Source organism: Micromonospora sp. ATCC 39149 (assembly GCF_000158815.1).
In the GTDB taxonomy this organism is placed as follows: Bacteria; Actinomycetota; Actinomycetes; order Mycobacteriales; family Micromonosporaceae; genus Micromonospora.
In genome coordinates this window covers 3,498,299-3,506,769 of record NZ_GG657738.1, presented here as the reverse complement: position 1 = coordinate 3,506,769, position 8,471 = coordinate 3,498,299, and the positions used below count along the sequence as shown (strand labels likewise).

The window sequence follows — 8,471 nt, the reverse complement described above, 5'->3', positions numbered from 1 at the left end:
CCCCCCAGCAGTCACGATTCCTCCTGGTTGGCGACGTGCCGGGAATGCCCCGACCCTGATCGGACGCCGTCGGTCGGCCGGGGGTTCCCCCGCGTGACGACGGGCACGTCCGGGGCGGCGGAGCCGTCGGTACCGGCGCGTGGCGCGGCCAGCCGTACGGGCCGGCCGGGCGGCTGGCCCGACCTGCCGGTGGCGTCGGTGGCCGGGTCGTCGGGGAGGGCACCCGTACGCAGGTGCCCGAGGGCCACGGCGAGTCGGGCGCGGCCCCGGGCGCAGCGGCTCTTGACCGTCCCCTCAGCCACGTCGAGGATGCGGGCGACCTCGGCCACGGGGTAGCCCTGTACGTCGAACAGGATCAGCGCCGCCCGCTGCTCGGCGGGCAGCTCGGCGAGCGCCTGCCGGACCACCAGGGCGGTGTCGTGGTCCTGGACGGGAGCGGCCGGCTCCGGCCCGCCGGCGAACGGGCCGCCGTGCGTGCCGTCGGGCAGCGGGACGGTGGGGTGCGCCTGCCGGCGGCGGATCCGGTCCAGGCAGGCGTTCATCACGATCCGGTGCAGCCAGGTGGTCACCGCCGAGTCGCCCCGGAATCGGGCTGCGGCCCGGTGGGCGGACAGCAGCGCGTCCTGAAGGGCGTCGGCGGCCTCCTCGCGGTCGCCGATGGTACGCAGGGCCACGGCCCAGAGCCGGTCCCGGTGCCGGTGGAACAGCTCGGTGAAGGCGTCCCGGTCGCCGGCGACGTGGGCGCGCAGCAGGTCGACGTCGCTCGTGCGCTCGCCGTGACCGTCCATCACCGCGCCTGATCGGTGCGGTGCCCCGTCACCGGGCCCCGGTTCACGACCCCTGGACCGTGACTTCCTGGACGCCGACCTGGTAGCCCCGGTCGTTCGAGGGCAGATCGGTGATCCAGAACAGCAGGTAGCGGTACTTCGAGTCGGCGTCGAAGCCGTTGAAGGTCATCGTGGTGCCGTCGTGCTGCTCGAAGGGCTGCCCGATCGGATTCCTCTTGTAGCTGTCGAACAGCTCCTTGTCGCCCGAGGACGTGGGCGGCGGGTCGGTGGTGCCCGCGTACAGCTGGGCGGAGGCCCCGGTCGCGGAGAGGCTCACCTGCACCGACTTGACGGTGCGCTCCTCGCCGAGGTCGATCCAGACGCCCATGCCGCGCTTGCGGTTGCCGAAGTTCGACTGGGTGTAGGTGTCGGTGTCCCAGCCCTCGTCCTCGTCGCCGTCAATCACCTTCTCGGCGCCGCCCAGCTCGTCGCGCAGTTTGCTGTCCGGGTCGACGATGCGGACCTCGGTCACCGACAGCTTGCGCACCGCGGCGGCAGGGGTGGCTTCGGCGGCCGGGGCGCTGCTGGACGGCCGAGCGACCGGCTCGGCCTGCGGGGTCTCGTCGTCGTTGCCGAGGATGCTGATGCCGATGAGCAGGCCGACGAGGGCGACCGCCAGCAGGCCGGCGATGCCGATGGCGACCTTCCGCCCGCCGACCGAGGCCAGCGGCGACGGCTCGTCCCCGTTGTCGGCGGCGAACCGCAGCGGCCCGGTGGGCTCCAGGTAGGGCTCGTCCTCCACGGGGATGTCCAGCCGGGCCAGCTCGGCCGAGAGGACGTCCGACGGCGGCGGGGCGATCCCGGCATCGAGCAGGTCCATGGTGAGGTCGTCGAGGTAGGCCGGCACGCCGGCCCGGACCTGGCGGGGCGCGGCGATCGCGCCGCTGGCGTCCCGCACGGCGTCCGGGATCGCGGCCCGGCCGTGCCCGGCGGTGGCGCCGTGCAGCGGGGCCTCGGTGTGCGGCCAGTGCCCGGTCAGGGCGAAGTAGAGGATGCCGCCGATCGCCCGGACGTCGTTCTCCTGGCTGTCGGCGCCGTCGGTGCGGGCGTCGGCCAGGACCACCCGGCCCTCGTCGCTGATCATGACCGTGCCGGGGTGCACGTTGCCGTGCACCATGCCGGTGGGGGTGCACGGCGGCCAGGGCGCTGGCCACGGCGTTGCCGATCGCCGTCGTCCGGCCCCGGGGTCGAGGGGACCCGTCGGGAAACCATCTTCCCGCAGCGACTGCCCCGTCCACCCATTCGCGGACCACGTACGCCCGCTCGGCCTCGTCGATCGCGTCGTACACGCCGACCAGGTTGGGGTGGATCACCCGGCTGGCCGCGACGGCCGCCTGGTGCATCCCGGTGGCCGAATCGCCGCCCGGGTAGCGCAGCACGACCGCGACCGGACGGCGCAGCACCACGTCGACCCCGCGCCAGACCAGCCGGCCCGCGCTGTCGTTGTTGATGTGCTCGACCAGCTCGTACCGCTCGGCGAGGATCTCACCGGCCGTGGGAGCACCGAAGGTCATGACCGGCGGAGCGCTCTCCTCCGCCTGCCGACCCTCGCCGACCTGGGTCACCCGTCCTCCCTCGGTGATCGTGTCGATCGATGGACCCGCGCTGCTGGGCATCTGGCTTCCCGCTCTGCCTGTTGAGTACCGGCCGACGGTGTCGACGCGGAGCGCCGGAGTCAGCCGTACCCGTCGAGAGCGACCTTACCCGGGTTGCCGGTCTCCCCGACATGTCATCTTCCCGGCGTACCCGGCTGAGGTGCCGGGACTGGCCGCGCTTGTCCGGTTACGACCGTTGTCAGCCGCGTTGCTGGCACATGTACTAGCCAATCTAGAGGTTGACGGCAAGTAGTCGTTGCAGGGGCCGCGCCGGTGTGGCGACCGGGGGCGACGTCGCCGGATTCCCGCCGAACGGCTCGCCATGCTCAGCTTTACGGTTGGTTGTCCACAGGCCCTTATGGTTGCTGACCGGCGAATCGCTGAGTTATCCACAGGGGCATCCCCAGCCTGGTGATCACCGGTCACACTCCGTGTTCGGCGGCCGGTCGACCGGGTGGCCCCGAGGCCGCGGTCAGCGGCCGAGGCGGCGGCGGACCATCCCGACCACCTCGGTGATCTCGCCGATCCGCAGCACCATGGCCAGCCCGAGGTACGTCCCGGCGATGACCGCGCCCCCGAGAACCAGCCGGAAGGCGGCCTGCAACCAGCTCAGCGTGTCGCCGCCCGGCAGCAGGTTGACCACGAGCAGGCCGGCCAGCGCGGCACCCAGCGCGGCCACCAGCACCTTGCCGAGGGTCCGCATGATTCCGCCGAGCCCGATCCGGCCGATCCGGGGCCGCAGCAGCATGGCGGAGAACACGGCGGCGGCGAGGTAGGACACCGCGTTGCCGATCATCATGCCGGCCGCCGCGAAGGTGGCGGAGAAGGCGGCGAAGAGCCCGATCTGCACGCCGATCCGCAGCGCCACCACCGGAATGTTGACCAGTGCCGGAGTGCGGGTGTCCGGGAGCGCGTAGAAGGCGAAGGTGAAGAGCTGGCTGATCGCGAACGGCACCAGGGCCAGCGCGGCCACCAGCAGGACCAGCGAGGTGGCGGTGGCGTTCTCGTCGCTGAACGCGCCGTAGCGGAACAGCGCCACCGACAGCGGGCCGGCGAGCACCGCGTAGCAGACCGCGATGGGGGCGAGCACCGCGGTCACCGTCCGGGTGCCCCGGGACAGGTCGGCGGCGAGGTCGGCGTACCGGCCGTCGGCGGCGGCGGCGCTCATCCGGGGCATCAGCGCCGTGATGATCGACACGGCGATGATGCCGTGCGCCATCATCAGCAGCAGGAAGACGTTGTTGTAGATCAGCGGTCCGGCGGCGTTCTCCCGGCCGGCGCGGTTGAGCAGGTTGAACAGGACGATCAGGCCGACCTGGCTGACCGCCACGTAGCAGAACATCCAGGCACCGAGCCGGCCCAGCTCGCCCAGGCCCAGGGCCCGGAAGTCGAACCTCGGCCGCCAGCGGAAGCCCACCTTGCGCAGGGCCGGCAGCAGCCCGGCCGCCTGGATCGCCACCCCGAGCAGGGTGCCGCCGCCGATCAGCAGAACCCGCCCGGTGGTCATCTCCTCCGGCTCGACGATCTCCGCGCCGAAGACGGCGATGTAGAGACCGGCGGTGGCGATCACCACGATGTTGTTCAGGATCGGTGCCCACATCGGGGCGGCGAAGTGCCCCCGGGTGTTGAGCACCGCGCTGATCAGCGCGCTGAGGCCGGTGAAGAAGATCATCGGCAGCATCAGGTACGACAGGGCGGTGACCAGCTTCTGGTAGTCGCCGCTGGACTTGTCGCTCGCGTACAACGAGGTCAGCAGCGGCGCGCCCACGACGGCGAGGAGCGCCGCGGCGGCCAGGGTGAGCACCGCGAGGGTCAGCAGCCGCTGCGCGTACGCCTGCCCCTGGTCCGCGTCGGCCTTGCGGCGGCGGACCAGCACCGGGATCAGGACGCTGGTGAGGATGCCGCCGAGCAGGAACTCGTAGACCATCCCCGGCAGGATCTGCGCCGTGTGTACGCGTCGCCGACCAGCGCACCGCCCAGCGCGGCGGTGAGCGCCAGCGTGCGCAGGAAGCCCGTGCCCCGGCTGACCAGGCTGCCGACCGCCATCACGCGCTGTTCGTCGCGGCGCTGGCTCCGCGACCTGCTCAGGGGAGGAGCGGGCGACTCGATCGAGGGCTGGTTCAGCGGCTCCGCCGAGATGAAGGTGGCGTCGTCGCCCGGGGGTCGGCCGCCGCCCTGCGCGGCGTTCGCGCTGCGGTACAGACCGCCGCTCATCTCCAGCCTCCCGGGGTACGTCGGAGCCGGGCACCGGCCCGCACCTTATGACCATAGTCAACAACCGCCTGTCATCCGCGCCCGGCGGACCAGGCCCCGGGCGGGCCCGATAGGCTGGCGCTCCCATGTCCGAAGCCTCCGCACCCCACGCCGCCGACAGCCGCGAGCTCACCGCCGCGCAGCGCAACGCCGTCGCCGAACTGCTCCGCGTCTCCCCGGTCGCCGACGAGCTGGGCCGCCGGTTCGCCGACGCCGGCCACGAGCTGCACCTGGTGGGCGGTTCGGTGCGCGACGCCCTGCTCGGGCGCCTCGGTGACGACCTCGACTTCTGCACCGACGCCCACCCCGACCAGACCCTGCGGATCGTCAAGGGCTGGGCCGAGTCGATCTGGGAGACCGGGCGCGAGTTCGGCACCATCGGCTGCCAGCGCGACGGGCTCCGGCTGGAGATCACCACCTTCCGCGCCGAGGCGTACGACCAGGTCAGCCGCAACCCGATCGTGGAGTACGGCACCAGCCTCACCGAGGACCTCAGACGCCGCGACTTCACCATCAACGCGATGGCCGTGAGCCTGCCCGAGCACCGGTTCACCGACCCGCACGGGGGCCTCGACGACTTGGCGGCCCGGGTGATCCGCACCCCCGGCACCCCCGCCGAGTCGTTCGGCGACGACCCGCTGCGGATGCTGCGGGCCGCCCGGTTCACCGCCCAGCTCCGCTTCGCCGTGCACCCCGACGTGCGCGCCGCGATGGCCGCGATGGCCGCCGACCTCGACCGGATCACCGCGGAGCGGATCCGCGACGAGTTCACCAAGCTGCTCTGCGGCGCGGACCCGATCACCGGCCTGCGGCTGCTGGTCGACACCGGTCTTGCCGAGCGCTTCCTGCCCGAGCTGACCGGGCTCAAGCTGGAGATCGACGAGCACGCCCAGCACAAGGACGTCTACGAGCACACGCTGACCGTGGTCGCCAACGCCGTGTCGTACGAGACCGACGGGTGTGACTTCGTCCTGCGGATGGCCGCGCTCATGCACGACGTCGGCAAGCCGGCCACCAAGGCTGTCGGGTCGGACGGCCGGGTCAGCTTCCACCACCACGAGGTGGTCGGCGCCCGGCTGACCAAGGCCCGGATGAAGGCCATGCGGTACCCGAAGGACGTCACCGCCCAGGTGGTCAAGCTGGTCGGCCTGCACCTGCGCTTCTACGGGTACGGCCGGGGCGAGTGGACGGACTCGGCGGTGCGCCGGTACGTCACCGACGCTGGCGACCTGCTGGCCCGGCTGCACAAGCTGACCCGCTCGGACTGCACCACCCGCAACCGGCGCAAGGCGGCGGCCCTGGCGGCCGACTACGACGCGCTGGAGGAGCGGATCGCCCGGATCGCCGCCGAGGAGGACCTCGCCCGGGTCCGCCCCGATCTGGACGGCAACGCCATCATGGAGCTGCTCGGCGTGCCGCCGGGGCCGATGGTGGGGCGGGCCTGGAAGCACCTCAAGGAGCTGCGCCTGGAGCGCGGCCCGCTGGACCGCGACGAGGCCGAGGCGGAGTTGCTGCGCTGGGCCCGGGAACAGGGCATCGGCGGCTGACAGCGGAGTGCGTCGGGGCGCGGCGGCTCCGATTCGCCCGTCGAGTCGAGAATTTGACGACGCGACGGCAGCGTATCGACCGATCGGCTGAGGTAGTTCCGTTCGAACGTCGTCCATGATGATGCAACATCATCGTGGCCTCCTGTCCATCTCATTGTTGAGGCCGGATTCATTGTTCTCGGCCGTCCGAGGTTGATGGCCGATGCTGCAACGGGGAGATCTCTTTGACACGTCGTGGCGTACTGCGCCGCTCTGCGGTGGCCGGGCTCGCCCTCGCCTCCGCGACCTCCATCGCCTTCGCCACCACCACTGGCGCGGCGATGGCCGACCCGACCCCCCAGGCCAGCCCGGAGACGGCCGGCGTGGAGGCGTCCAACCTGGATGCCGCCGGCAACCCGGTACGGCCGAACCTGACCGCTCCGAAGCGGTCGCAGCCGCGCGACGCCGCGGCCAGGGGCGTCGTGCCGGGCCGCTACATCGTGAAGCTGAAGAACGGCAAGGCCGGCGCGAGCACCACCCGCAGCACCGTCAAGGCCCTGGCGAAGGCCAACGGCGGCACGGTGCGGAAGGTCTTCACCGGGGCCCTGCGCGGCTACTCCGCGCAGCTCACCCCCGCCCAGGCGAAACGGCTGGCGGCCGACCCGGACGTCGCGTACGTCGAGCCGGTCCGCAGGTACTCGGCGAGCGGCACCCAGACCAACCCGCCGTCGTGGGGTCTGGACCGGATCGACCAGACCACCCCTGCGCTGAGCAAGTCCTACACGTACCCGTCGTCCAGCGGCGTCACCGCGTACATCATCGACAGCGGCATCAACATCAACCACCAGGACTTCGGTGGCCGGGCCAGCTACGGGTTCAACGCGGTCGCCGACGGCAACGTCGCCGACTGCAACGGCCACGGCACCCACGTTGCGGGCACCGTGGGCGGCACCAGCTACGGCGTCGCCAAGGACGTCGACCTGGTCGCGGTCCGCGTGCTCGACTGCGCGGGCTTCGGCACGACCGAGGAGGTCATCGCCGGGATCGACTGGGTGACCAACAACGCCCAGAAGCCCGCGGTGGCGAACATGAGCCTCGGCGGGGACGTGGACCCGGCACTCGACGACGCGATCGCCACCTCCATCGCCGAGGGCATCAGCTACGTCGTCGCCGCCGGCAACGAGGCCGACGACGCCTGCGCGTACTCGCCGGCCCGCGCGCCGGCCGCCATCACCGTCGGCGCGACCGACCGGGTGGACATGATGGCCGGCTTCTCGAACTACGGGACCTGCCTGGACACGTTCGGCCCCGGCGTCGGCATCACCTCGGCCTGGATCGGCGGCACCACCGCGACGGCGACGATCAACGGTACGTCGATGGCCGCGCCGCACGTGGCCGGCGTGGCCGCGCAGTTGCTCGCCCAGAACCCGGGCTGGTCCCCGCAGCAGGTGCGCAACGCCGTCGTCACCAACGGCGTCTCCGGCGCGGTGCTCGGCCCGGCGGGCAGCGTCGACCGGCTCGTGCACGTGGGCGCGGCCCCGGCGACCCGCACCAACGTCGGCCTGCGGGCCCGGGTCAACGACTCCCTCGTCGTGGCCGAGAGCGGCGGCTCCAAGCCGCTGATCGCCCGCAGCTGGCAGCTCGGTGGATGGGAGAAGTTCGACGTCGTCTCCGCCGGTAGCGGGCTGGTCGCCTTCAAGTCGAAGGCCAACGGCAAGTTCGTGGCGGCCGACGGCGCGGGCAGCAAGCCGCTGATCGCCAAGAGCACCGCGATCGGCGCGTGGGAGAAGTTCCAGCTCGTCAACAACACCGACGGCAGCATCAGCCTCAAGGCGCAGGTCAACGGTAAGTTCGTGGCGGCCGACGGCGCGGGCAGCAAGCCGCTGCTGGCCAAGAGCACCGCGATCGGCGCGTGGGAGAAGTTCGACCTGGAGGCGCCGAACCCGGTCGTCAGCGTGAAGGCCAAGGCGAACGGCAAGTTCGTGGCGGCCGACGGCGCGGGCAGCAAGCCGCTGCTGGCCAGGAGCACCTCGGTCGGCGCGTGGGAGAAGTACGAGCTGGTCGACCTCGGCTCCGGCTGGGTCGCCTTCCGCGCGCTGGTCAACAACAAGTACGTGACGGCGCAGAGCGGCGGCTCCCAGCCGCTGCTGGCGAAGGCCAGCTCGGTCGGCGACTGGGAGGCGTTCTTCGTCGGCTGGCACCACCCGGACGGCACCGTCCACCTCTACGCGAACGCGAACAGCATGATCGTCAAGGCCGACAGCGGCGGC

At 72.0% G+C, this 8,471-nt stretch carries 3 protein-coding genes and 2 pseudogenes; 2 read left to right on the top strand and 3 right to left on the bottom strand.

Annotation, left to right across the window (positions count from 1 at the left end):
* Positions 1 to 11: 11 nt before the first annotated feature.
* The 3 genes and pseudogenes from sigM to murJ form a co-directional block, all read right to left on the bottom strand.
* Positions 12 to 788, bottom strand: a complete 777-nt coding sequence (sigM, locus tag MCAG_RS14870; protein WP_007073807.1) for an RNA polymerase sigma factor SigM — start codon at positions 786 to 788, stop codon at positions 12 to 14.
* Positions 789 to 831: 43 nt separating this feature from the next.
* Positions 832 to 2,443: pseudogene (locus MCAG_RS14865) on the bottom strand (protein kinase family protein).
* 451 nt (positions 2,444 to 2,894) lie between these two features.
* Positions 2,895 to 4,636 (bottom strand): annotated as a pseudogene (murJ, locus tag MCAG_RS14860) (murein biosynthesis integral membrane protein MurJ).
* Between the two features lie 125 nt (positions 4,637 to 4,761).
* Here murJ and MCAG_RS14855 point away from each other — a divergent pair.
* Together MCAG_RS14855 and MCAG_RS14850 are read left to right on the top strand one after the other, a co-directional pair.
* On the top strand, positions 4,762 to 6,222 hold the full coding sequence (locus MCAG_RS14855; protein WP_007073804.1) for a CCA tRNA nucleotidyltransferase: 1,461 nt from the start codon (positions 4,762 to 4,764) through the stop codon (positions 6,220 to 6,222).
* A 224-nt stretch (positions 6,223 to 6,446) separates the two neighbouring features.
* On the top strand, positions 6,447 to 8,471 hold a 2,025-nt coding region (locus tag MCAG_RS14850), incomplete at its 3' end, for a S8 family serine peptidase (protein ID WP_036373512.1).

Excerpts from the sequence above, each read along its gene's own strand:
- MCAG_RS14855 (WP_007073804.1), top strand. The coding sequence starts at position 4,762 with ATGTCCGAAGCCTCCGCACCCCACGCCGCCGACAGCCGCGAGCTCACC.
- sigM (WP_007073807.1), bottom strand. The coding sequence starts at position 788 with ATGGACGGTCACGGCGAGCGCACGAGCGACGTCGACCTGCTGCGCGCC.